This is a genomic window from Aetokthonos hydrillicola CCALA 1050 (assembly GCF_017591665.1).
Lineage (GTDB): Bacteria > Cyanobacteriota > Cyanobacteriia > Cyanobacteriales > Nostocaceae > Aetokthonos > Aetokthonos hydrillicola.
Window position 1 is genome coordinate 66,058 of the sequence record NZ_JAAKGC010000028.1, and the last position, 22,289, is coordinate 88,346.

At 41.3% G+C, this 22,289-nt stretch carries 21 protein-coding genes; 13 read left to right on the forward strand and 8 right to left on the reverse strand.

The window, feature by feature from the left end; genetic code table 11:
- Window positions 1–208 precede the first annotated feature (208 nt).
- Window positions 209–1,564 carry an APC family permease gene (locus G4P69_RS16355; protein WP_208338431.1) on the forward strand — a complete coding sequence of 452 codons (1,356 nt, stop codon included), beginning with the start codon at window positions 209–211 and terminating at the stop codon, window positions 1,562–1,564.
- A 38-nt stretch (window positions 1,565–1,602) separates the two neighbouring features.
- On the forward strand, window positions 1,603–1,767 hold the full coding sequence (locus tag G4P69_RS16360) for a hypothetical protein (RefSeq protein ID WP_208338432.1): 165 nt from the start codon (window positions 1,603–1,605) through the stop codon (window positions 1,765–1,767).
- Window positions 1,768–2,079: 312 nt separating this feature from the next.
- Here G4P69_RS16360 and G4P69_RS16365 read toward each other — a convergent pair whose 3' ends face one another.
- The gene (locus tag G4P69_RS16365) at window positions 2,080–3,228 is read right to left on the reverse strand and encodes a PDDEXK family nuclease (RefSeq protein WP_208338433.1); all 1,149 of its coding nucleotides are present in this window, start codon (window positions 3,226–3,228) and stop codon (window positions 2,080–2,082) included.
- A 383-nt stretch (window positions 3,229–3,611) separates the two neighbouring features.
- On the opposite strand from G4P69_RS16365, the gene G4P69_RS16370 reads away from it, so the two are divergent.
- Window positions 3,612–3,860, forward strand: coding sequence for a hypothetical protein (locus G4P69_RS16370; protein WP_208338434.1), 249 nt, complete (start codon window positions 3,612–3,614; stop codon window positions 3,858–3,860).
- Window positions 3,861–3,977: 117 nt separating this feature from the next.
- On the opposite strand, the gene G4P69_RS16375 is transcribed toward G4P69_RS16370, so the two are convergent.
- The gene (locus G4P69_RS16375; RefSeq protein WP_208338435.1) at window positions 3,978–4,454 is read right to left on the reverse strand and encodes a thiol-disulfide oxidoreductase DCC family protein; all 477 of its coding nucleotides are present in this window, start codon (window positions 4,452–4,454) and stop codon (window positions 3,978–3,980) included.
- A 79-nt stretch (window positions 4,455–4,533) separates the two neighbouring features.
- Window positions 4,534–4,908 (reverse strand): hypothetical protein, encoded by a 375-nt coding sequence (locus G4P69_RS16380; protein WP_208338436.1) that lies wholly within the window; start codon window positions 4,906–4,908, stop codon window positions 4,534–4,536.
- Window positions 4,909–5,360: 452 nt separating this feature from the next.
- On the opposite strand from G4P69_RS16380, the gene G4P69_RS16385 reads away from it, so the two are divergent.
- The 3 genes from G4P69_RS16385 (at window position 5,361) to psbA (ending at window position 10,130) form a co-directional block, all read left to right on the forward strand.
- Complete coding sequence (locus tag G4P69_RS16385; protein WP_208338437.1) at window positions 5,361–7,094, forward strand: ABC transporter ATP-binding protein/permease; 1,734 nt, start codon at window positions 5,361–5,363, stop codon at window positions 7,092–7,094.
- 290 nt (window positions 7,095–7,384) lie between these two features.
- On the forward strand, window positions 7,385–8,719 hold the full coding sequence (gene iscB, locus G4P69_RS16390) for an RNA-guided endonuclease IscB (RefSeq protein ID WP_208338438.1): 1,335 nt from the start codon (window positions 7,385–7,387) through the stop codon (window positions 8,717–8,719).
- 328 nt (window positions 8,720–9,047) lie between these two features.
- Complete coding sequence (gene psbA / locus G4P69_RS16395; RefSeq protein WP_208338430.1) at window positions 9,048–10,130, forward strand: photosystem II q(b) protein; 1,083 nt, start codon at window positions 9,048–9,050, stop codon at window positions 10,128–10,130.
- 107 nt (window positions 10,131–10,237) lie between these two features.
- Here the strand turns inward: psbA and rppB are convergent, their stop codons facing one another.
- Both rppB and rppA read right to left on the reverse strand, forming a co-directional pair.
- Window positions 10,238–11,575 (reverse strand): two-component system sensor histidine kinase RppB, encoded by a 1,338-nt coding sequence (gene rppB, locus G4P69_RS16400; RefSeq protein WP_208338439.1) that lies wholly within the window; start codon window positions 11,573–11,575, stop codon window positions 10,238–10,240.
- The gene (gene rppA, locus G4P69_RS16405) at window positions 11,572–12,267 is read right to left on the reverse strand and encodes a two-component system response regulator RppA (protein WP_208338440.1); all 696 of its coding nucleotides are present in this window, start codon (window positions 12,265–12,267) and stop codon (window positions 11,572–11,574) included. Before rppA ends, rppB begins: the two co-directional genes overlap by 4 nt.
- A gap of 206 nt (window positions 12,268–12,473) precedes the next feature.
- On the opposite strand from rppA, the gene G4P69_RS16410 reads away from it, so the two are divergent.
- The 6 genes from G4P69_RS16410 (at window position 12,474) to G4P69_RS39265 (ending at window position 19,769) form a co-directional block, all read left to right on the forward strand.
- The gene (locus G4P69_RS16410; RefSeq protein WP_208338441.1) at window positions 12,474–13,907 is read left to right on the forward strand and encodes a hypothetical protein; all 1,434 of its coding nucleotides are present in this window, start codon (window positions 12,474–12,476) and stop codon (window positions 13,905–13,907) included.
- A gap of 96 nt (window positions 13,908–14,003) precedes the next feature.
- The gene (locus G4P69_RS16415; protein WP_310834100.1) at window positions 14,004–15,461 is read left to right on the forward strand and encodes a DUF1822 family protein; all 1,458 of its coding nucleotides are present in this window, start codon (window positions 14,004–14,006) and stop codon (window positions 15,459–15,461) included.
- A gap of 284 nt (window positions 15,462–15,745) precedes the next feature.
- Entirely contained in the window at window positions 15,746–16,390 is a 645-nt protein-coding gene (locus G4P69_RS16420; RefSeq protein WP_208338442.1) for a hypothetical protein, read from the forward strand.
- Between the two features lie 247 nt (window positions 16,391–16,637).
- Window positions 16,638–17,930 (forward strand): CHAT domain-containing protein, encoded by a 1,293-nt coding sequence (locus G4P69_RS16425; RefSeq protein ID WP_310834099.1) that lies wholly within the window; start codon window positions 16,638–16,640, stop codon window positions 17,928–17,930.
- Window positions 17,896–19,428, forward strand: coding sequence for a tetratricopeptide repeat protein (locus G4P69_RS39260; RefSeq protein WP_313890546.1), 1,533 nt, complete (start codon window positions 17,896–17,898; stop codon window positions 19,426–19,428). The genes G4P69_RS16425 and G4P69_RS39260 overlap by 35 nt, the downstream gene beginning before the upstream one ends.
- Window positions 19,429–19,439: 11 nt before the next feature.
- Window positions 19,440–19,769: a CHAT domain-containing protein gene (locus tag G4P69_RS39265; RefSeq protein WP_243902080.1), complete on the forward strand. Its 330-nt coding sequence runs from the start codon at window positions 19,440–19,442 to the stop codon at window positions 19,767–19,769.
- Window positions 19,770–20,110: 341 nt separating this feature from the next.
- Here G4P69_RS39265 and G4P69_RS16440 read toward each other — a convergent pair whose 3' ends face one another.
- Window positions 20,111–20,935, reverse strand: a complete 825-nt coding sequence (locus G4P69_RS16440; protein WP_208338443.1) for a DUF4351 domain-containing protein — start codon at window positions 20,933–20,935, stop codon at window positions 20,111–20,113.
- Between the two features lie 116 nt (window positions 20,936–21,051).
- Between G4P69_RS16440 and G4P69_RS16445 the strand changes: the two genes are divergently transcribed.
- Window positions 21,052–21,333 (forward strand): hypothetical protein, encoded by a 282-nt coding sequence (locus G4P69_RS16445; RefSeq protein WP_208338445.1) that lies wholly within the window; start codon window positions 21,052–21,054, stop codon window positions 21,331–21,333.
- Here G4P69_RS16445 and G4P69_RS16450 read toward each other — a convergent pair.
- Together G4P69_RS16450 and G4P69_RS16455 are read right to left on the reverse strand one after the other, a co-directional pair.
- Window positions 21,277–21,855 (reverse strand): PIN domain-containing protein, encoded by a 579-nt coding sequence (locus tag G4P69_RS16450; RefSeq protein ID WP_208338447.1) that lies wholly within the window; start codon window positions 21,853–21,855, stop codon window positions 21,277–21,279. The genes G4P69_RS16445 and G4P69_RS16450 overlap by 57 nt on opposite strands.
- Window positions 21,856–21,858: 3 nt before the next feature.
- A partial coding sequence (locus G4P69_RS16455; protein WP_208350578.1) for a helix-turn-helix domain-containing protein occupies window positions 21,859–22,289 on the reverse strand: 431 nt, incomplete at its 5' end.

Consider the following 22,289-nt stretch of genomic DNA (forward strand, 5'->3'; position numbering starts at 1 on the left):
TCTCTCGTTTCGCCTAATATTAAAAGCGCTCTCCTTTTAGGAGGGCGCTTTTGCTTGTTAATGTATACTCAATTCGGTATATAGCTTTAGAGATATGATTTTTAAAAGTAAAGCTTCTATAAAAAATTAAGAGTGCAAAATTCATTTCATAGAACTTTTCAAAAAAATTCTTACTTTAGTCTGATTTATTTATGTCGGGTACTTACTTGTGACAAAAAATCAAAATCATAACCTATTAGAGCGACCAGTAAGGATAAATGAACAAGCAACGCCAAAACCATCACTAGCTTTTTTCGATGCAGTTTCTCTAATTGTGGGTATTGTCATCGGAGCGGGAATTTTTGAAACCCCTGCATTGGTTGCGGCGAATGTAACTACTGGTGCTGCTCTATTGATTTTATGGTTACTGGGTGGTGTTGTCTCTTTGATTGGTGCCTTGTGCTATGCAGAACTAGCCACTACTTATCCGAATGTTGGAGGTACTTACTACTATTTAAAACGTGCCTTTGGCAGACAGATCAGCTTCCTATTTGCTTGGTCAAGAATGACAGTCATTCAAACAGGCTCTATCGCTTTACAAGCGTTCATTTTTGGTGATTATGCTGCGGGAATCTTCAATATAGGAAGTTATTCATCTTCTATTTATGCTATCATCGCCGTTTTATCTATCTCGGGGTTAAATATTATCGGTTTGTATCCTGGAAAGTGGACTCAAAATTTACTGACGGCGGTCAAAGTTTTAGGGTTGCTGCTAGTAATAGCAATTGGCATTTTTTTCCCAACTACAACCGAGAGATCAGTGTTACAGACATCTGAAGACTTTTCTCTCTGGGGAGCAGCCATGGTATTTGTGCTACTTACTTATGGTGGTTGGAATGAAGCTGCTTATATTTCAGCAGAGATTCGCAATGGTCGCCGTAATATAGTTCGTTCACTGGTGGTCAGTATTGGTATTATTACCGCTATTTATGTGTTAATCAATTTTGCTTTTCTACAAGGTTTGGGATTAGAACAAATGACTAAATCCAAAGCAATTGGAGCAACTTTGATGGATAAAGCATTTGGTACAGTAGGGAGTTTATTTTTAAGTATATTGGTTATAGTTTCCGCTTTAGGAGCAACCAATGCAACGATTTTAACTGGGGCACGTACAAATTATGCATTGGGTCAAGATTTTTCAGTGTTTCGGTTTATGGGGAGATGGCAAGGACAAAAAGAGACACCAACTCAAGCTCTAATTATACAAGCAGCAGTCGTTATAGTTCTGATAATTTTAGGTACTTTGACCAGAAATGGTTTTGAGTCGATGGTAGATTACACTGCGCCTGTTTTTTGGTTCTTCTTTTTACTTTCTGGGTTATCACTGTTTGTTTTAAGAATCCGCGAACCATATACTCGTCGACCTTTTCAAGTCCCTTTTTATCCTGTGACACCACTTTTATTTTGTGTTGTTTGTGGTTATTTACTTTACTCAAGTATAGCTTACACAGGTGTCGGTGCAATTGTTGGTGTCGTAGTAGTCGGATTAGGTATACCTTTTTTATTTTGGGATGAAAGACGGTAAATCATTCAAAACCCTGACCAACTAAAAAGGACAAAATTATGCTACTAAAAAAAGTTCTCATTCCATTTATTGCAGGGATTAGTTTTGTAGGAGTGATCGGCTGTACAGGACAGCAGTACACTGTTACACCTAAAGAATCTGTTTCGAGGGATAGTTCTCAAGTAGCTGATGCTACAGTTCCTCCGGCAATCTTTCCATTTTAGGATAAAATAACAAAGAGCCATAATATCAATTTAATTGGTATGCAATGAGTAATGACGTTGTTTTTTTTCTAATTGGTGCTGGTGTACTTATCCTCTATCTTGTTTTCTCAGCGCTAACGGAGATGGGGACAAAGCTTCCATGGAAGAAATAAAAAGGAGTCAGGAGTCAGAATACAGGAGTCAGAATGCACCACCCACATGCTTCAGTTATCACTTGAACACTGATAACTGAATTGCGAGGATGGTGTTTTACGAAAAGTTTCAACCCCGGAACACGGTAACTAGTCAACGCGCGGTTTTAATCAGTATTTATTATTCTGACTTCTGACTCCCGACTCCTGAATTCTTCTTCATTTGTGTGTTTCTGTTTTGTTTATTAATTGTCGTTCGTTGAGTTTGTGCTTTTTTTCTACGGCGTTTGGAATTCGGTGAGATCTCTTGTTGAGTGTTAGTTTCAGTAATTGGCAAAAAACTAAGTTGAGTATGATATTTAGTTCGTTCTCTTCTTTGTGCCATTTGTATTGCTTGTTCTCGAGTCCATTGTGGCTGAGGTTGTAAGTCGGGAATATTTGCAAATGGTTCGAGGAGTGACCAATTATCAGTAATTTCAGAGATTACATATGCAATTGTTTTACAGCAACTGTGCGGGTGACAAATAACTTGCTCCTCACTAAAACGGATAATAGACCAATTTCTCTTAATAAAGAAATTATTACGCCGATTATCCTTACTTGCTTCTAAAAAATGTGTCGGTCTACCAGTACGAAAAACATACGGTTCATCAATCTCAATGTCAATATATAAATTCAATTCTTGATCTATATATGTAATATCCGGGGTATATCGATACCGAAAACCAGGGATTACTAAAAATAGCCCTTTATAGACTTTGCCAGAAAAATATTGACTTACAAAATTTATGAACCGAATTTCGATAGGATTTGTTCGTGCGGTGCTACCATTACCATCGTGAGGAATAGTTTGTCTGAGAACCTTTAATAGCTTTTTGGATCTATACTCAGCAACCTGAACAGAACTATGAGCGGCTGCGACTTCTAGATCATGCTTATCCTTTATTTGTTTGTAGTGTTCTAAGTTCTTGAGATAATCTGCAACTTCATCGTCGTGTTTCTGTTTACGTTTAGGGTAAGTTGTGATTTCAGAAAATATGTGACCAGTAATTACACTGATTGTTAGGACAAATAACAACCAAGGAGATACTGAAGTCATTTGAGAGATGATAGGAATCGCGACAACAGCGATCGCTACTTCCAGTACTGTCAAAATGATGTTTAGTTTGTTTGGTTGTGAGCCTGGCTGTCTAGGAGGAATTGGTGGCGGGGATACTAGTGGCTGCGCAGATTTTATTTGCTTAATTTTGGGTGGAATTAGGATGATGGGATAGTGCCTTTGCCGGGATTTAGCTCCTGTTTTTTTAAGCTCATATAGTTCATTTTTCATCAAATTCAGTAGTATTTGTTATTGAACAAGGGAACTGTTAACAGGTAAGATTTATCTGTTACCCATCGGGGTCTAAAACCTTATCAACTCCGCCCGTTACCTGTTTTGATTGGGGAAAATCTCCATTCAAAACCATCCTGTTGCCCGTTAATAATTCGCTTTTATTTGCTACATGTTAACTGGGTATGATTTTGAATGTGTTGAGAAATCCTACTGAATAGGGTTTAGCAACGCGCAACAGCTATTTGTATAAAGATGCAAAAACATCTGTGCTTTTCCACAAAACAACCAGTCCTTATCGGTTCGGGAACCCCCACTATCAAGGTCCGTCAAGTCCATATAATAACTGTTAGTAGTGTTATATATATTGTGAGTAAATTCTGATGACTTCTGAAGATACTAATCTCAAACAAGGTAACGGCGCTAAATTTATCTACCGATTTCTTGGGGGTGCTGCACTTGGTGCTTTTGTTGTGTCCATTCCTATCTCCTATGGGTCTTCCATAGATTTAAACTTAGTTCAATTAGGTATTGCATCATTATTGATTATATCATGTGGGTTACTATCAAGCTTGTGGGGTGAAAAATTTATTGAGGCAGTCACAGGGGTGTTAAATTCTTTTGGTTTTTAAGCCCCAGCGCTTACTAGTGGAGTATTCTTGCCGGGGTTTGGTCAATCTGGGGTAGGCTTTGGGGCGGCGTTTGGTGACTCGTGGTTCGCTGCGTGCAGGACTCTTAAGGAATTGGCATTACTGATTCAATCGGCAACGCCCACTAATACGTTTTTCCCTTTCAGCTACAATAGTTCCTAAATCTGGTCTTCCAGTGAAGCGAAGACGCCAGTGTGCCCAAATACCATAAACCTTATCGACTATGACACCTATGACAGGTAATTTCGTAGGAGCATAAACCCATCCTATACCAAGGATGTCATAGACTCGACGAAAAACTTCCACATTTTTGATGATGCTACCATCCGGAAGTACAGCATGAATTCTCCCCATCGCTGTTTCAAAGTCAATACCGCCATGGGCTTCGGGTTTATAGTTATCGCTTGCTATATCTACAAACGCTACTAAACCTCGTCCTGCATCCCTTTTTTTCAAAAACTTAACTTCTCGCAGACATAACGGACATTCACCATCATAAAGGAGCTTTATCCGCCATGGTGACGACTCTTGAGTTCCTTCAGCAGATTGATGAGACTGAGTTTTTGGCAAAGACATAAGCAACTATAAATTAATTCCTGCCGAAAAGCAGGAAAAATATAGACACTCATTTATCTTAACAAAAATTAACAGCTAGTTACCAACCTTTTATCACTGGTTCCCTTAAAAGTTCACGAGTCCCTCTGGTAACTGTCAAGTTCTTGCCTTTGGTAGAATCTGCTAGAATGTATAAATAATCGCCATTGACAGCATCAAAGTAATAGCGATCTGCATTTTTTAGTGGCAATCGCAGAGATTGGCGAGTCTTTTTGTTGACACCAACATAAGTGTGTGGTAGATCTCCACCACAAATGCTGACCCAAAAACTCTTAGTTTCCACTGCTAGGAAGGTGCTCTCCCCTTGTCGGCAATAACTGCGCACTTTTTGAGGTTGAACTGCCTCAACGCTTTGATTTAACAGTGAACATATTCCTAGCAGACCTAGAATTAGCTGACATAGACGAAATTTCATTTCCAGATTCCCTAATATATGTTTTATTTATGACATAATTTTTGACAACGTCTGCTAGCACTATTACGGATAAAGTTCCATGAATTATTGCCAGGTCGAAACTCATTAAAGTGACCTGTATTAAGTACAATTAACTATAGATGGTCGTACAGTTTTGGGGTTAATGAAGCGGCAATTCAATGATAAAAGTGCTACCTTTACCTTGCCACTTTCAAAAACCCATTGTTCATAAGTCTCAGGATCAGCCTTTTTTAAAGCTAAACAGTGGAGTCGTTTGCAAATTCTTGGAGTGTCTAATGGGCAAATGCTATCAATTAAGACAGATGCAAGCATGGCAAGGTTTGTAGCATAGTGGTCAGGAGGCGCAGAGTCAGGAATTAAGAATTAGAATGCAAAAGTGAAATTACACACTATTTTTTCTTGTCTCCCAATAAATATAGCAAAATACCAGAATGGATAGATTTAACTTGAAATTGATTAGACGGTTTTGGGCGATCGCCAAACCCTACTGGTTTGGTTCAGAAAAATGGTCATCGGGTGGTCTGCTGTTGCTGTGCGTATTACTGTTACTAGCATACACGGGTCTTGCAGTTGTCCTTAACGCCCAGCAGGGAGCTTTAATTTCCGCTCTTTCAGCCAAAGATGAGTCGAGATTTGGGAAAAGTATACAGGTTTTCATCGGCGTGCTGGTTCTTTATGCACCGCTCTTAGCTGGCTACGACTATTTACAAGACAGACTTGGTCTTTCTTGGCGACGATGGCTTACGAATAATTTTCTAGATAATTACTTCAGCAATCGCGCTTTTTATAACCTTAATAGTTCAAACACAGAGATTGACAATCCAGATCAGCGAATTGCTGAAGATGTCAAAAGCTTTACTCAGGATTCTCTAAGATTTTTGCTCACCTTTGTAGGATCTATCCTCAAAGTCATTGCTTTTAGTGGGGTTTTGTGGGGAATATCCAAGCCTTTGGTTATTTTTCTTGTCATCTACGCCTTGAGTGGCACAATTTTGACCACAGGGGTTTTCGGTAAACCTCTAATCCGACTGAATTTTGAGCAACTGAGAAAAGAAGCTAACTTTCGCTTTGGCTTAATTCACATCCGCGAAAATGCTGAATCAATTGCCTTTTATCGGGGAGAACAGCAGGAGTCAAACCATCTGAAAAACAGATTTATGGAGGCATTTGATAATTTTAAGCAACTCATATTTTGGGAGCTTAATCTTAATGTTTTGACCAATGCTTACGAGTTTATCCCCTTCATTATTCCAGCACTAGTTATTTCCCATAACGTCTTTGCTGGGGAAATTGAAGTCGGAAAAATTTCAGAAGCGCAAGGTGCTTTTGTTCGGGTATTTTTCTCATTAAACGTGATTGTGTCTCGCTTACAATCTCTGGCGAGTTTTGGGGCTGGGATTGATCGTCTCTACAGCTTTGCTGAGTACTTGGAACCAAAAGCCCCTGCTTTACCCGGATTTTTTCTAACCCAAGAAAATCAGAAACAAGATGAAACTCCGACTATTGATATAGTAGAAGAGAGCCGTTTCGCTATCAAAGACCTGAATTTACAAACGCCGAACTATCAAAGAACTTTGATTAAAGATTTATCAGTAGAGCTGTCATCAGGTCAAGGACTGTTGATTAGAGGACCAAGTGGTTGTGGAAAGAGTTCTTTGTTGCGCGCGATCGCTGGATTATGGAATGCAGGTACAGGCGTCATCGTACGACCAAAACTGAATGAGATGCTATTTTTACCGCAACGTCCCTACATGATTTTAGGAACGTTACGCGATCAGTTACTTTATCCCTATACCAATGTTGAGCTTGATGACTCTGTACTTAAACAAGTACTGCAACAGGTGAATCTAAAAGACTTGGATGAACGTTACGGTGGTTTCGATGTAGAACAAGATTGGGCGTCGCTTCTATCTTTGGGAGAACAACAGCGCCTTACCTTCGCCCGTCTATTACTTAACAAACCCGCCTATGCAATTTTAGATGAAGCAACGAGTGCCTTGGATCTAAAAAATGAAGAGAGTTTATATCAGCACCTGCAGCAGAGCAGCACAACTTTTATCAGTGTCGGCCATCGCCCTAACTTAGTAGATTACCACCAATTGGTATTGGAGTTATCTGAAGATCAAAATTGGCTCCTCCAGCAACCAGAAGTCGCTGTTAGGTGACGACTCCACACACTTCTCCTCCGGAGTAAGTGTGGGCTTCTGAAGAAATTCAGCAGCGCGTCATTAGCCTCAGTAATCCGTTATGCAAGGGTTACTATGTTTTCCAAGAATGTATAGGCACTCCGGGATATAGGGTTAGCAACCCGTTTCCTAGTCCCGTGACACTGCGGTTAGTGATTAAACATTTCTACTGGTAGAGGGAAAGTGTTACTAGCTTGAAACCTTGGAAAAATATTGGCAAAGGAAACCACCCGTAAGGGTCGAACTCATTACTAGTTCAAACAAAAAACATGCTCGTATTAGTTATCAACAAGCACGGACAGCCGTTAATGCCCACAACCCCAAGAAAATCGCGAATTCTTTTACAATCAGGTAAAGCCAAAATTGTAGGAAGAGATCCGTTTACAATTCAGTTGATTTATGGCAGCAGTGGCTACAAGCAACCTATTTCATTAGGAATTGACGCTGGCTATAAACACGTCGGGTTTAGTGCCATTACAGAAAAAGAAGAATTGATTGGTGGAGAGGTAGAACTTTTAGATGGTGTGTCAGAACGCATCACTGAAAAGCAGAAATACCGTAGAACTCGCCGTAACCGATTACGTCATCGTGCCAAACGATTCGATAATCGTAAACGTAATAAAGGCTGGTTAGCTCCATCAATTCAACACAAACTAGATACCCATTTGCGGTTTGTAGAACGTGTCAAATCCAGGCTTCCTGTTACCAAGATAACGGTAGAAACAGCCAAGTTTGATATTCAGAAAATCAAAAACCCGGACATTCAAGGGGAGGGATACCAACAAGGGGAGCAACTTGGTTATAGGAACTTAACGAACTACATTCGTCATCGTGACGGGTACAAATGTCAAAACCCAGACTGTAAAAATAAGAGTGCTGATAAAGTTCTTCAAGTTCACCATATTGGCTATTGGAAGAATCCGCCAGACAGAAGCAATCGACCCAGCAACTTGATTACTCTTTGTGACAAGTGTCATAGCTCACCCAATCATAAAAAAGGAAAGATTTTGCACGGATGGCAACCAAAAGTTAAGTCGTTTAAAGCAGAAACTTTTATGTCTACTATCTACAAGCGAATACTTGAGGAACTAGATGCAGAGCAAGCTTTTGGCTATGAAACAGACTTTAAACGGGAAGAATTGAAGCTCGAAAAAACTCACCACAATGATGCATTTATTATTGCTGGTGGAACGACTCAGCAAAGAATAGAACCTTTGATGATTGAACAAATTCGTCGTCATAAAAGGTCAATGGAACAGTTTTACGATGCCAAATACATCGATAAACGTACAGGAGAAAAAGTTAGTGGTTCTATTTTGAATTCTGGTAGACGTACCCGCAACAAAAACTTAAATGGAGAGAACTTGAGAGTTTATCGGGGTTTAAAAGTTTCCCAGGGTCAACGACGCATCAAAAAGCAACGTTACCGTTACAACCCCAATGATTACGTGATGTTTGAAAACAATGTTTATCGAGTCGTTGGAATGCAAAACTTAGGAACTGGCGTCAAGCTAGCCAACTATCCTGGTGTCGCAAACAAGGTTGTTAACGTCAACAAAGTCCAACCCATTAGAAGGAGAAGTGGTCTATGTGTCCGTGCATAGTTTGGCGATTCCGACGCCGGGATACCGGCTAACGCTTCGCTATCAACCATCCCGCTCCCTGGTTGAGCGTTGGTCAACTTTGGTCGCAGATGGTTTCCTCACCGCCCCGCCATTCATCCCACACTGATCCGGAGTACCGGATTCAGTTGTGGGGCTTCTGCCGGATCAAGCTAAGTTTAATCTACTGGCTGTTAAATAAGTAAAGCTAATAACTAATATAAGTTTTCTTCACTCGTATGGTATTGTAAAAGAAAGTAAACGAATGTAAAGTAAGGTTACAGGCAAACAAAACGCCTCATTCATAAAGCATCATCGCAATCATAAAACCATGACAGCAACCTTACAGCGCAACAAGAGTGCAAACGTATGGGAGCAGTTCTGCAACTGGGTCACTAGCACTGAAAATCGCCTCTATGTAGGTTGGTTCGGTGTATTGATGGTTCCCACCTTGCTAGCTGCAACCATCTGCTTCGTAATCGCCTTCATCGCCGCACCTCCAGTAGACATCGATGGAATCCGTGAACCTGTTGCAGGTTCATTAATCTACGGCAACAACATCATCTCTGGTGCAGTAGTACCTTCTTCCAACGCCATCGGTTTACACTTTTACCCCATTTGGGAAGCAGCTTCCTTAGATGAGTGGTTGTACAACGGTGGTCCTTACCAGTTGGTAGTCTTCCACTTCTTGATCGGTGTATTCTGCTACATGGGTCGTGAGTGGGAACTGTCCTACCGCTTAGGAATGCGTCCTTGGATCTGCGTAGCATACTCAGCACCTGTTGCTGCTGCGACTGCAGTATTCTTGATCTACCCAATTGGACAAGGTTCTTTCTCTGATGGTATGCCTTTGGGCATCAGTGGAACATTCAACTTCATGTTAGTGTTCCAAGCTGAACACAACATCCTGATGCACCCCTTCCACCAACTAGGTGTAGCAGGTGTATTCGGTGGTTCACTGTTCAGTGCAATGCACGGTTCATTGGTAACCTCTTCCTTAGTTCGTGAAACAACCGAAATCGAGTCTCAGAACTACGGTTACAAGTTCGGACAAGAAGAAGAAACCTACAACATCGTAGCAGCACACGGTTACTTCGGTCGCTTAATCTTCCAATATGCGTCCTTCAACAATAGCCGCAGCTTACACTTCTTCTTAGCAGCATGGCCAGTAGTTGGTATCTGGTTCACCGCACTAGGTATCAGCACCATGGCGTTTAACCTCAACGGTTTCAACTTCAACCAGTCCATTATCGACTCACAAGGTCGCGTGATTGGAACCTGGGCTGACATCCTCAACCGCGCTAACTTGGGTATGGAAGTAATGCACGAGCGCAACGCTCACAACTTCCCCTTAGACTTAGCTGCAGGTGAAGTTGCTCCTGTTGCAATTAGCGCTCCTGCTATCAACGGCTAATCATTAAGATTTGTGTGAGTTACCTCACGCTGTGCAGAACAACTAAATAATAAAAGCAAAAGTCAAAAGCGCTCCTGTTAAAAGGGGCGCTTTTGCTTGTAGGGGAGTTAATGAAGCGGCAATCGAATGGTGAAAGTGCTACCTTTACCTAACTCACTTTGTACAGCCAAACTGCCATAATGTGCTTTAATAATTGCTTGGGAGATCGCCAAGCCTAATCCCGAACCGCCAGTGCTACGAGAGCGATCGCTATTCACCCGATAGAAGCGGTCAAAAATGCGAGAAAGCTCCTGTTCTGGAATCCCAATGCCGGTATCTTCAACCCCAATCACGACATGAGTTTCATTACGGTTTAAAGTAACTATCACCTTACCACCATCAGGGGTATACTGAATGGCATTTACAATTAAGTTAGAAATTAGACGATAAAGCTGTTCAGAATCGCATACGATAGAAAGGGGTTGAGGCACCTGGATTAAAGATGTCAACGATACTTTGGCTTTTGATGCCATTGCAGCAAATTCCTCGATTAAGTCGCTAACTATCTCATTCAAGCAACACAGTTCATGTCGCATTGTTAGAGATTGTCGATCTAGGCGAGATAAAAGGAGCAAGTCAGCAACCAAATTCGTGAGCCGTAGATTTTGACGCTCTACAGTTTGCAGAATTTCTCGCGCTTCTATTTCATCCAGTTCGGGTGTCATCAGCGCTGACTCTACCGTTGCTCGTGTTGCAGCCAAAGGAGTTCTTAATTCGTGTGCTACGTCGGCTGTAAATTGTTGAATTTGTTTGTATGATTGATAAATTGGCTGCATTGCTAACCCTGCTAACCACCAACTAGCAACAGCGACTAAAGCCATTGCAAGTGGCAATCCCACAAACAAAATCAATTTCACAACACTCAAATAACCACTGAAGTCTTCAAGACTTCGCCCTACTTGAAGATATCCCCAGTGCCGATTATCCTGGGTATGCAAGACAAAGGAAATTTGATGGTAAAGATTGCCTCTACTATCTTTTATAGTTTGCCAAAGTTTATTATTAAAAGCTAAAGGTAGATCCTTTGGATGAAAACCTGCTATGGCAATCAAGTTTCCCGAATTATCAAAAAAACGGACGTAGTAGTTGCCTTTGTTAATTGCGCTTAAAATATGGCGTTTAGAACTTAACTGCTGTTCCATGCAACCAGTACTAACTGGACAAATATTTGGTAAAAGCTGCTCTAAAACTGGTTCTAAACGTCCAGGTTGTCGTAGTTTCAATTCGATGCTGTCGTGCAGGGTTCCCCCAACAGATTCTATTTCTCGGTCTAAAGTTACCCAATGAGCATGAGACACAGCTTTGTATAAGCCGAACCCACAAGCAGCTAAGATAACGGCCATGACACCAGCATATGACAAAGCTAAGCGAATGCGAGTTAGCTTAAACAGCCTATCTTGATTCATTCTGTAAAATTTAGCCGATATCCCATACCGTGTAAAGTTTCAATGGGGTTAGAGCAGCCACTTGAAGCCAATTTGCGCCTCAGCAAACGCATTTGAGCTGCTACAACATTACTAATAGGTTCTGCACTCACTTCCCAAAGCTGATTGCGAATCTGTTCAGTTGTAACAATTTGGTTCGGATGTTTCATGAAATATTCTAGCATCTGGAATTCTTTATGAGTTAGGGGGATAGCCTGTTTTTCTCCCTTAGCATTTTGACTGACAATTGTGCTGTTGCCGTAATCTAAAGTCAAATTACCAACGGTTAATTGTATTGGCTCCAGGTGAGGCGATCGCCTCTGTAATGCTCGTAACCGTGCCAACAATTCCGCCATTCCAAATGGCTTCACCAAGTAGTCATCTGCACCTGCATCTAGCCCAGCCACTTTATCCTCCATTGTATCTTTTGCCGTTAGCATTAACACAGGTAAAGAATTTTTATTGCTACGTAGCCGTTTACATAACTCCAAACCAGAGATCCCAGGTAGCATCCAATCAACAACAGCTAGTGTATACTGCGTCCAGCTATTTTCTATATATGCCCATGCATCGCTACCATCCATCACCCAGTCAACAATATACTTTTGCTGATTCAAAGTGCGCTTAATAGCAGCGCCTAAATCTGGTTCATCTTCAACTAGCAAAACCCTCATAAAAAATTAAGATGTCAATGGTTGGTTTAGATTTTCTGAAATAAGCATACATAATTGGAAAAACTGCATAGGCTCAATCGGTTTAGATTTAAAAGTTTGTGAAGGATACAAATGACAGGAGGTAACAAATTTAACAAAAATTAATTCTAACTCCTTGTTCAAGTTCTCTGAGTAGTTGAGAATCATCTACGTAAAGCTAATGACCAATGGATAAATCAAGATACTGGAAACTAGTAAGGATTAATGGGGCGGGATATAGCCAAATTGTCGAAATTGGCGCAGCTAAAGAGTTTTTCGCCTTAGAGTTTAGTGAGTTCTCATCTTCCGATAGTGTGTCAGGTGAAGATATAGAGCAACAGCTACTAAGATGGGTAACGGATACTAGCAATCCTCAAAGGAGGATAATAGCACAACGTTGTTTACTGTGCTTCATATCCTGGCAAATTGAGCAAGTTTGTTTGCAACTAGAAAACCAATTTGGTAATGTTCATGGGTTTAGTTGTCGTGAGTTACTGCCATATGTTCTCGATGACGATGGTAGCATAGAACCAACAACGTCCTATAACTGTTTGTCTAGAGAAATTTTACAAAGTTTTGCTCCAGAACAAAGCAATCTGACAACATGGACAAGTATAAAGGTAAGACAGCACCCAGCACTAAGTAAATTTTTGTTACAGTGTGGATTATATATCATCAGTGACTGGGCAATTCTCAACGACACGCAACCAAAACAGTTAAAGCGAATTTTAGGAGAATTTCATTGCCTTACAGCTACGGAGATTGATTTAGCACAAAGACTTTTAGAAAGTTATCACACTATCTATCGTGCTGATAGGCTGCAAAAACGTGCTAAAGGAATCAGGGGACAATGTGCTGCACCGACAATCGAACAGCTGCAAAAAATTTCCGAAGGTCTTGAAGGTAAGGCTCATCAGAAGCTTAAGAGTGAAGCTGTGATGAGACAACTCCAAAACCTAGCTGACAGACTGCGACAGTATCGAATTCATATTCGAGGTGGTCGTTTACCCACAGTATTTAGAGAAGATAGGTATTTAGATATACCTTACTCTGACTCTGCTGATATCTGGGAAAATAAACAGGAACAAGCTGAGTTTTTACAGTCCTATCGTTCTCAATTGAAAGCATGTTTAGATCAAGCATTGGGGATGGTAACACAATCACGGGTGAGACAACTACAGCGTAAAGACGAGGAAAAGGCGAAGATGTTCTTGACAGCACTGTACCTATTTCACTGTGAGAAAGTGTCAATGACAGAAATTGCCAAGCGCTTGGGACTACGAGCGCAAGATGCAGTGACTCGCTTGTTGAAACTCAAGGAATTTCGAGCCGATGTCAGACAGCAACTTTTGGTGATGTTGCGATCGCGCGTCCTCGAATTAGCTAAAAACTACTCCACGCTAGAAAACCTCACCACTTTAGAACAAGAAATTACACTTGTCCTTGATGAACAAATTAGCAGCTTAATTTCTGAGGTAGAAACAGAAGCGCAAAGTGCGAAAAATAAATCTTCCATTAGTTGTTTTAGTGAAAGACTATGTCAACAATTAAAGAAGAATTCAGACGGTGTAGGGGAACCTACGGCTGAAAGCGCGGGATTGAAATGCACTAACGCCTGCTGAATCTTCGCTCTGAATTCTTTTAATTGAAAATATCGAATCTGCAGAGTGAGCAATACCCGCCAAAGTTATTTAACACTATTTTATGAGAAAGAAACTATGATGAATTTTTTAAGTAAAACTCAATCAATCTTGTTGGAATTTGAAAGATTACCAACAGCAGCGATTACCCTTTCAGAGGATGCAATTAATCAAGCATTAGAACTCAGTCGTCAAATAAATAATACCTCTCGGCAGTGGCAAACATATTTGAATGCTTTGGCGTTATTTGCATTTGAGAGATGGGTAGAAAAAAGGGATGATTCACTGAGCGTTAATCGAGAAGAATGTACAGTTTTACAACCAGAAATTACAAATATTTTCACTGTCGCCGATAAATTAAAAATTGGTGAATTTAAACTGTGTGTGATTGCCACTGGTAGCCTCACGGATGAAGAAATTACCTTACCAAGAGCCGTGGTAGATATACCAGAATTTGTTGCACACTTTTATGTATTAGTTGAAGTTTTAGAAGAGCAAGAATGTGCTGTTGTTAGGGCGGTTACAACCCATCAGGAATTGATGAAAAATTTGAGAAACGCTAATTTAGAAGTTTTATCAGATTGGACATATCAGATACCTGTAACGTGGTTTGTTGATCACCCAGACCAGTTACTACTATATTTACGTTGTCTAGAACCAGAAGCGATTCCTTTACCAATAGTACCAAAGGAAAGGGTTGACAACCTTTGGAGGATGCAAAGTGAATTAACAGCATTGTTACCCCATCTCCAAATACCAGAACGGGAACTTTGGGAGGTTTTGACTTGGGAACAAGGAACTGCAGTACTCACGAGTCCTGAAATACTAAGTTGGATATATAACATGCAAAAACAAGACTCTCATACAAGTACGCAAACCTCCCTACGACGGACTTCCTATTTATCTGATTTAATTAAACTGTTGACACAACCAGCGCTTAATGTTGGATATTGGTTGTGGGATGAATTGGATGAATTAGCACAGGAATTTTCTTGGGCATTGTTGCCGAGATTAGCACCAATAACAGAAATGCGAAGTGCTACAGAAGAGTTCGAGGCAATTGTATCACAATTTCAGCAACAACATCTAGAAATTCCTGTGCAGGCACGTGCAGCTTTCAAGGATTTGCTGTTAGCTGGAACGTCCCTGCGGCTATATGCTGTGACTTGGCATTTATTATCAGAAACAGACTCCCCTCAGTGGACATTACTGCTGATTTTAGGCGCACCTTTACCAGAGACTTTACCAGAAAACTTAAAGCTACGGGTGAGTGACCAAACTGGGATTTTAGTAGAACAGGGTGTTAATCCACAACGGGGTAATGATTATTTATTCACTCGTGTGGTTGGTAATTGGGATGAGAAGTTTGTTGTCAGCGTCAGTTTAATGGATGGTGTGGAATTAACATTACCACCGTTTGCATTTGATTTGGAGCGATCGCCCTTGGAGGGAGCTCTTAGTAGGGAGCTCTTAGCAGGGAGCAGGGGAGCAGGGGAGCAGGGGAGCAGAGGAGCGGGGGAAGCAGGGGGAGAATAAGAAAATTAATTTTTACTATTCCCAATCCCCAATCCCCCTTATGACGAAATTACATCTTAACGCTCTTCTATGACTCTGGCGAGAGAATAATCAAGGTGACTGGAAATCGTGGCTACACAAACAAAGTCTGCTTGGGTGACTACCCTAAAACTAGGGTTTCAAATTTATTCTGGCGAGAGTAATAAAACAGCGTTAAAGTACAGCAAATTGAGTCTACTTGTTTATTTGAACTTCGTTTTGGTCAAGGACAACAAATTCATTCTACTCTTCCCTATCCGGAAAAAGTGATTAAGCTTTATCAAAATTGGCAGCGAATTTATCAAAATTTTTATGTAAATCTTGATAAAAATTCGTTACGGGGGAAAGTTGCAGATGCAGGAAATTTAGCAGCACCAACGATTGATTGGCATGGAAAATTAGTCCAAGCAGAAGCACAACTGTTATATGAGTTTCATAATTGGTTACGTAGTGCTGAATTATATGATATTCGGTCATTAATTGCCAATAAAAATAGAGACGCAATAACCAAATCTCCTGTAGAATTGTTTCTGACTTGCAGTCCGTTAGACTTAGCTCGGTTACCTTGGGAAGCTTGGGAAATTAATACGGAATTTGCTGCTGATAAAATTCATATTGTTCGCGCACCTCTTAATATTCGAGAGACGGTGACATCAAAACCCCCTGGTAATCGTCAAGCTAGAGTTTTAGTAATTTTAGGCGATGAGACAGGTCTAGATTTTAGTTCAGAAAAGTCTGCAATTCGTTCCTTAGAAAAAGTTGTAGAAGTGAAATTTGTTGGGTGGAAACCAGGAAAAGATATTCCTAAATTAAAAACTGAAATCGTCGAGGCGATCGCATCAGAGATTGGATGGGATATTTTATTCTTTGCAGGACATATTCAGAGGGAACTCTTAACAGGGAACTCTTAACAGTGTACCCACGGATGCGCGCCGTGGGATTGAAACAAGGACGCCGTATTTAAGAGCGCTGCGCGTCTCGAAATACATCTTTATTTGCAAGTGGGCTTTAAACCCACAAAGTCACGTTTTTTTTCTTTCCCTGTTCCCTGTTAAGAGTTCCCCGTTCCCTTTTTTTTGTAATGAAACTAGCCTAACGGGAGGACAATTATTTATAGCACCAAATGTAAGTGTATCAATTAGCGAAATAGTCCCGGCTTTGACTGTTGCGAAAGAACGGGGATTGCAGTTTGCAATTTTTAATTCTTGCAGTGGTTTGAGTATAGCCAATAAACTAATTGACTTGGGTTTGAGTCAAGTTGCAGTTATGCGAGAACCAATTCACAATCGCGTTGCTGAAGAATTTTTGGTTTTGTTTTTACAAGCTTTGACACAATACAAAAATGTTCATGAATCAGTATTAGCAGCTTGCGAGTATCTGAAGTTAGAAAAAAACCTGACTTATCCAAGTTCCTACCTGATTCCTTCTTTGTTTCGTCATCCAGAAGCAGCGTTATTCCGTCTGGAACCTTTTGGACTCAAGCAACGACTCAAACAATTAATACCAACTCGCCGGGAAGCGATCGCGCTCACGTCTCTCATATTAATTAGTTTACAACTACCTGTGCAGCAATTTTTATTAGAACGGCGGGTACTGGTACAAGCGATCTATCGCCAAGTGACTCATCAATTTGAAAAGGTAACGACTCCTCCGGTTTTATTGGTACAAATTGATGAACAATCAATTCAAAAAGCAAAGATACAGACCCCTATTGTACCAATGGATCGCAAGTATTTAGCACGTTTAGTTGATAAACTTAATGATGTAAAAGCCAGAGTCGTTGGGATTGATTATTTGCTGGATCGCAATCAAGAGCAAAGCGATCGCATCCTGGTACAATCTCTTCACAATGCAGTGAGAAACTCAGCGCATCCTACATGGTTTGTCTTTGCAACAACCCGAGATCAACATGGTCAATGGCTGAATCCTTTACCAGATATCGCTAGTCGGAACTGGAGTTTGCAAGGTGAAATTGATATTTTACCAGGATATATGCAACTGTTCCCCTTTGGGGAGCCTAACTCGGAGCCTTTGTTCTTCGCTGGCTTGTTAGCGATTTCCCATCAGTTACAGCAAATATCCAACTCGGTACAGCCGCAATTAAACAGTCGCAAAGATTTTATTCAACAGATAAGATCAAGCAAGGAAGCAACTGCGATCGCACCGCTACTCAAAACCCAACCCTTGATCGGAAAGGATGCAACCAAATCAGCAGTCTTGCAACATTTACCAACAGCACGAATTGTTCATTTTGCAACTCATGGCATACTTGATGATGCTCAAGGTTTGAATAGTGCGATCGCTCTTGCACCAAGTCCGTCATCTGAGGGTAAACAGGTGCGTAAAGATAACGATGGTTTATTGACAGCCAATGAAATCTTAGATTTAAAACTCAACGCTGAATTGGTAGTCCTAAGTGCTTGCGACACTGGACGGGGAAGGATCAGTTGACCAATTGTACAAGGAGGATAAATATAGTCAAGGCATTCCTTTAGCAGAACGTGTACTTACTATCAGAGAGAAAGTACTGGGCAAAGAACATCCTGATGTTGCACTTAGCTTGAACAATTTGGCTTTACTGTACTATACACAGGGGAACTATCAAAAAGCCGAACCTTTGCTTGTGCGCTCACTTCCTATCAGAGAGAAAGTACTGGGAAAAGAACATCCTGATGTTGCTACTAGCCTGAACAATTTGGCTTTACTGTACTATACACAGGGGAACTATCAAAAAGCCGAACCTTTGCTTGTGCGCTCACTTGCTATCAGAGAGAAAGTACTAGGCAAAGAACATCCTCATATTGCACTTAGCCTGGATAATTTGGCATTTTTGTACTATTCACAGGGAAACTATCAAAAAGCCGAACCTTTGCTTGTGCGCTCACTTGCTATCTCTGAGAAAGTACTGGGAAAAGAACATCCTGATGTTGCTACTAGCCTGAACAATTTGGCTGAACTGTACCATGCACAGGGAAACTATCAAAAAGCCGAACCTTTGCTTGTGCGCTCACTTGCTATCTCTGAGAAAGTACTGGGAAAAGAACATCCTGATGTTGCTACTAGCCTGAATAATTTGGCTTTAGTGTACGATGCACAGGGGAACTATCAAAAAGCCGAACCCTTACATCAGCGCTCACTTGCTATCAGAGAGAAAGTACTGGGAAAAGAACATCCTGATGTTGCTAGTAGCCTGAAGAATTTGGCAGCACTGTACAACGCACAGGGGAGCTATCAAAAAGCCGAACTATTGTATCAGCGATCACTTGCTATCAGAGAGAAAGTACTGGGAAAAGAACATCCTGATGTTGCTAGTAGCCTGAATAGTTTGGCAGCACTGTACTATGCACAGGGAAACTATCAAAAAGCCGAACCCTTGTATCAGCGCTCACTTGTTATCCTTGAGAAAGTACTGAACAAAGAACATCCATATGTTGCACTTAGCCTAAACAACTTGGCAGGACTGTACGAAGCACAGGGGAACTATCAAAAAGCCGAACCTTTGCTTGTGCGCTCACTTGTTATCTTTGAGAAAGTACTGGGCAAAGAACATCCTGATGTTGCATTTAGCCTGAACAACTTGGCAGGACTGTACAACGAACACGGGAACTATCAAAAAGCCGAACCTTTGCTTGTGCGCTCACTTGCTATCTTTGAGAAAGTACTGGGCAAAGAACATCCTGATGTTGCATTTAGCCTGAACAATTTGGCTGCACTGTACTGGGCAGAGAATAATATCACTCGTGCCACTGATTTTTTTAGTCGTGGACTAACTGTTGAAGACCATAATCTCGCACTCTTGTTTGCTGTAGGCTCCGAGCAAAGAAAACAAGACTATGCCAGAAAATTTATTGGGTCAACTTATGAGATCATTTCTCTATCCCAAAACCTGGATTTAACAGTCGTCAAAAAGCATCATCAACAGCTAACGATGGTGTACTCACAGCACTAGAATTCGCCGGACTGGATTTACACGGGACGCAATTAGTGGTGCTGTCTGCTTGCGAAACCGGACTTGGTGATGTGAAAGTGGGAGATGGATTGTACGGATTGCGTCGTGCTTTAGTGATTGCTGGTTCTCAAAGCCAAGTTTTGAGTTTGTGGAAGGTGAGCGATCAGGGAACTAAGGAATTGATGGGAAAATATTACCAGGGTTTAAAGGCAGGTAAGGGCAGACATGAAGCACTTCGTTTCGCACAACTAGAAATGCTCTCCAATCAAGACTATCAGCATCCTTACTTTTGGGCAAGTTTTGTCCCTTCTGGCGATTGGACTCCACTTCATCAATGGTAAAGTTTTCAGTGCGAAATAGAAAATAAGGACGCAAGAAGACTTGATTACAAATTAGGTGAGCCGTTGAACCGTAATGCAAATCATCGCAATTTCAATAAAAGTTTCCCAGGTTTCTGGTAGACGTTCATCATCTTTACCCCTCCCCCACCCTCCCCCTTGGAAGGGGGGGGGGATGGGTTTGTGATCTTCCCCTATGCCCAGGACAGTGGGGGGACTTTTGATCTCCCCCCGAGGATCGGGGGGATTAAGGGGGGTATTAATTTATATTCGTAGTATGAAGCTTATTCTCAGAGGGCTTTTTTTACTACTTAACCAATTTTTAAAACATCCTCTAAGACATCTTAATTCTTCTGTTGCTGATTCAACCATGTTTCTAAGTCAGCAACTGCTGTAAAATCTAACAATGTTTGTGCTAAAGTTTCTAACTGTTCAGTAGACAATCTCCGCACCCGTTCAATTAATGATTCATCTATTGGGTTGAATCGTCGATTCAGCTGAAGTATGATTATCCGTTCTTCACCTTCTTTGTTACCCTTCTGTAATATATCTTGATAAATGACTGACTCTTGCATCATGTCCTCACTTAACAATCGACGAATCAAGTTTTTCTCAAAGCGTAAACCTGCTAAGATCTCTGTGTATCCAGCGATATTTTGCTTTGTAACTCTATCTGAAATTGTAGCAATCCTTTGGGCAACTTGGGATAACAACCCTTGGGGTGAGGTTGTTTGTGTTAATGGTGCTAAAGGGAGTAATGCTTCATGATTGAGAAATAGTGCTGAATCTTGCTCCCACATTCGGATGACTCGATAGCGATGAGTTGTCGTTTCGTCCACATATTCTTCGGTGAAAGCAATTTCATTGTCTGTTTCTTGTAAGAAAATGATGACCTGGGTGACGGGAACGCGATATTGTCGCTTAAGTCTGACAGAATAATCCAACGTTCGGAAAGGAATGGGAGGGACGGATTTTGTTCGGGTTTGAAATTCGAGATGTAAAATCCGATTTTCTGTTTGCAAAAATGTTACCGAGTCAGCACGAATTGGTTCTATGCTCAATTCAGTTTTTAAGACTTTGATGTTTCGAGGTTCTACTGGTAACAGCCAGCGAGCAAACTCAGAGGGATATTTTTCAGCTAAGATTTTACAAACGTTATCAAAAGCCACAGGTTACAACTAAGCTAGAGTGAATTTTCTCTACATTTTGACATAACCATTATTCTGAACTAACCTCCGGTCATCCTCATCTAAATTTTCGTCGGTTTGCAAGTTCCCATTCAAGTTTGTTAATAATCGTAGCACAAGAGAACGTATTCGATGATTATGTGGTAGGATTAGAAATCCATCAATCGCCGCCTCCTGTACTTTTCCCCTACCCAAAAGCCAGAACCAGAGTATGCGATCGCTCTGGTCGCTCCAGTAAGGACACGACTGTGGTTAATGCGATCGCTGTTTTCCACACTAGAGCGATCACATTTTGGGTGATGGAAGAGCTAGATGCAATGCGCTTAGGGGAGACCTATGTTGATGTGATGAGCACGCAACATCCGGACAGTATCTCTTAATCCATTCTGTTCCAGTACTGAAAATACCTCCTCAAGTGTCTTTGTTGGGTTTGTGAGCGCTTGTTGCTGCCGGAGTACAGTACGATATACTGTATCTACAGAGACTTCAATGCAGCGCATAACAAACACATCAGGATGTACAGCCTCGATCCGATAGGGTGCTAATTTTTCTTGAGGGAAATCTTTTAAATTGAAGGTAATGATGGTATCGCACTGACCGACGATTGCAGCTGCAAGGACATGGCGATCATCCGCATCTGGCAAAGACAGTGTAGGAATAATCGTTTCATACCCTTCTACAAGCGCATCCTCAACATGCAAATCCATGAGGGCGCGTGTGCGTTCTAGGTGTGTAAGTGAAAGGTCTGGTCGATTTACACGGACATTGCGTATCCATTCATCGTGTATCATTGCCGACCAACGAAGTTGGTAACTACCCGTGGTGGCAAGACGCATAAAGAAGTCACGTAGAGGCGCAGGATATAGGACACATCCATCAAGGAGGGCAATGGCAACAGACATCCACTAATATCCCATGTCAAGTTCCTGTGCTTGTTTTGTTAGCTCGTCGAGTGCTTGATGGCGAGCGGCTTCATTGTGTTGCTTATACTGCAAAACATCAGAGGCAAGTATGCGTCGATAGACCCCGACTTTACGAGAAGGGATTATTCCTTGTTCGAGTAACTTAATTACATAGGGACGTGAGACATTGAGTATATTAGCAGCTTCCTGTGTTGATAGTTCCGCCTGTAACGGCAAGATCATGACCGGATGTCCGTTGCTGATTGTCTCTAAAATTTCGGTTATCAGCCGAAATGTCTCACCTGAAAGAGTGATTTCCGCGTTTGCTACAGACGGTTCGTTGATCCCAAAGGTTATCTTGTCGGGTGGATTGTCAAGCAACCGTCTCAGAGAATATAAAGCCGCTTTAGCCATAGTGGCGACTTCGGGAGTCG

Excerpts from the sequence above, each read along its gene's own strand:
- rppB (WP_208338439.1), bottom strand. The coding sequence starts at position 11,575 with ATGAATCAAGATAGGCTGTTTAAGCTAACTCGCATTCGCTTAGCTTTG.
- G4P69_RS16370 (WP_208338434.1), top strand. The coding sequence starts at position 3,612 with ATGACTTCTGAAGATACTAATCTCAAACAAGGTAACGGCGCTAAATTT.
- psbA (WP_208338430.1), top strand. The coding sequence starts at position 9,048 with ATGACAGCAACCTTACAGCGCAACAAGAGTGCAAACGTATGGGAGCAG.
- G4P69_RS16375 (WP_208338435.1), bottom strand. The coding sequence starts at position 4,454 with ATGTCTTTGCCAAAAACTCAGTCTCATCAATCTGCTGAAGGAACTCAA.
- G4P69_RS16415 (WP_310834100.1), top strand. The coding sequence starts at position 14,004 with ATGATGAATTTTTTAAGTAAAACTCAATCAATCTTGTTGGAATTTGAA.
- iscB (WP_208338438.1), top strand. The coding sequence starts at position 7,385 with ATGCTCGTATTAGTTATCAACAAGCACGGACAGCCGTTAATGCCCACA.
- G4P69_RS16385 (WP_208338437.1), top strand. The coding sequence starts at position 5,361 with ATGGATAGATTTAACTTGAAATTGATTAGACGGTTTTGGGCGATCGCC.
- G4P69_RS16380 (WP_208338436.1), bottom strand. The coding sequence starts at position 4,908 with ATGAAATTTCGTCTATGTCAGCTAATTCTAGGTCTGCTAGGAATATGT.
- G4P69_RS16410 (WP_208338441.1), top strand. The coding sequence starts at position 12,474 with ATGGATAAATCAAGATACTGGAAACTAGTAAGGATTAATGGGGCGGGA.
- G4P69_RS16360 (WP_208338432.1), top strand. The coding sequence starts at position 1,603 with ATGCTACTAAAAAAAGTTCTCATTCCATTTATTGCAGGGATTAGTTTT.
- rppA (WP_208338440.1), bottom strand. The coding sequence starts at position 12,267 with ATGAGGGTTTTGCTAGTTGAAGATGAACCAGATTTAGGCGCTGCTATT.
- G4P69_RS16450 (WP_208338447.1), bottom strand. The coding sequence starts at position 21,855 with ATGTCTGTTGCCATTGCCCTCCTTGATGGATGTGTCCTATATCCTGCG.
- G4P69_RS16365 (WP_208338433.1), bottom strand. The coding sequence starts at position 3,228 with ATGAAAAATGAACTATATGAGCTTAAAAAAACAGGAGCTAAATCCCGG.